Consider the following 1150-nt stretch of genomic DNA (forward strand, 5'->3'; position numbering starts at 1 on the left):
AAATCCTTATCTGGCAAGAGACTTAATTGATTAGTTCGCTCTAGATAAAAAACAATTGACAAAAATCGCTAAATGCCTTTCTATATAAGGGTTCCATCCCTTATAATCCCCGTCCATTGCATAACACAAACCGAAGAGCCGGATTTTAGAGATGATTTTCGTATCAATAGATATAGTATATACTTTTTTATGTATATCGATAAAACCCTTAATAATCCATTCACCTTCATTAGTTGACACAGTTTGAGCAAAGGAAGAAGTTTGATGTTGTAAAAGTTGCAAAAAATGTTCTGGAGTCATAAATCTCTCAGATAATCAGTGGCTTTTGATAAGCTGTTCAGTCTCTAAATTTCCGAGCAGATCGAGAAAAGGCAAGGGTTTCAACACCGTTCACCCACGATTTAAATTGCGAACAGCTTATACACTGTGTAGTTTACACGCTCTAGAGTAAAGAATAGTAAAAACTTCTACTGTTAAATCTTGACCATCGAGATAGTCCTTCTCTAATCCAGCTTATCCCAGAAACCATGAGACTCTTGCTAGAACAAATGAACTAAAAAAAATCTCTCGTCACCATTCTTGTCAGAATTATGAGAATTACGTTACATTTAGTTAAGATTTAATTGGCTGCGGGGATTAATCTCAAAAAAATAACGTAAAATCCTTGACAAAAACAGCTAAATGAGTTAAGCAAAAATCTTTATCCTAGAACCACTAAACAAACATGAAACTATCCTGGAAAACGATTTTACTGTGGACATTGCCCGCCCTTGTGGTCGGTTTTTTCCTCTGGCAAGGCACTTTTGCCACGGCCACCAGTAATATCGGCAATAACACCGCCACTACCCGCATGACCTACGGACGCTTTCTAGAATACCTAGACAGTGGTAGGGTTGTTAGCGTCGATCTCTACGAAGGGGGCAGAACCGCGATCGTACAGGCCCTAGATCCGGAACTAGAAAACCGAGTACAACGCCTACGGGTCGATTTACCGGCCAATTCCCCCGATTTAATCGCCCGTTTACGGGATTCTAAAATTAGTTTCGATGCACACCCGATGCGGAATGACGGCGCTTGGTGGGGATTCCTCGGTAATCTACTTTTCCCCTTTTTGCTGATTGCCGCTCTCTTTTTCCTGTTCCGCCGTTCT

Annotated in this window: 1 protein-coding gene and 1 pseudogene; one reads left to right on the plus strand and one right to left on the minus strand. The window is 40.6% G+C overall.

Going from position 1 to position 1150, the window contains the following annotated elements:
- Positions 1-180: 180 nt before the first annotated feature.
- Positions 181-300, minus strand: a pseudogene (locus PX481_RS29755) (restriction endonuclease); the annotation flags it as partial.
- A gap of 424 nt (positions 301-724) precedes the next feature.
- On the opposite strand from PX481_RS29755, the gene PX481_RS15405 reads away from it, so the two are divergent.
- Positions 725-1150 (plus strand): ATP-dependent metallopeptidase FtsH/Yme1/Tma family protein (locus tag PX481_RS15405; RefSeq protein ID WP_288094905.1); only part of this gene is annotated, 426 nt, incomplete at its 3' end.

The sequence above is a fragment of the Microcystis sp. M53603_WE2 genome (assembly GCF_030065435.1).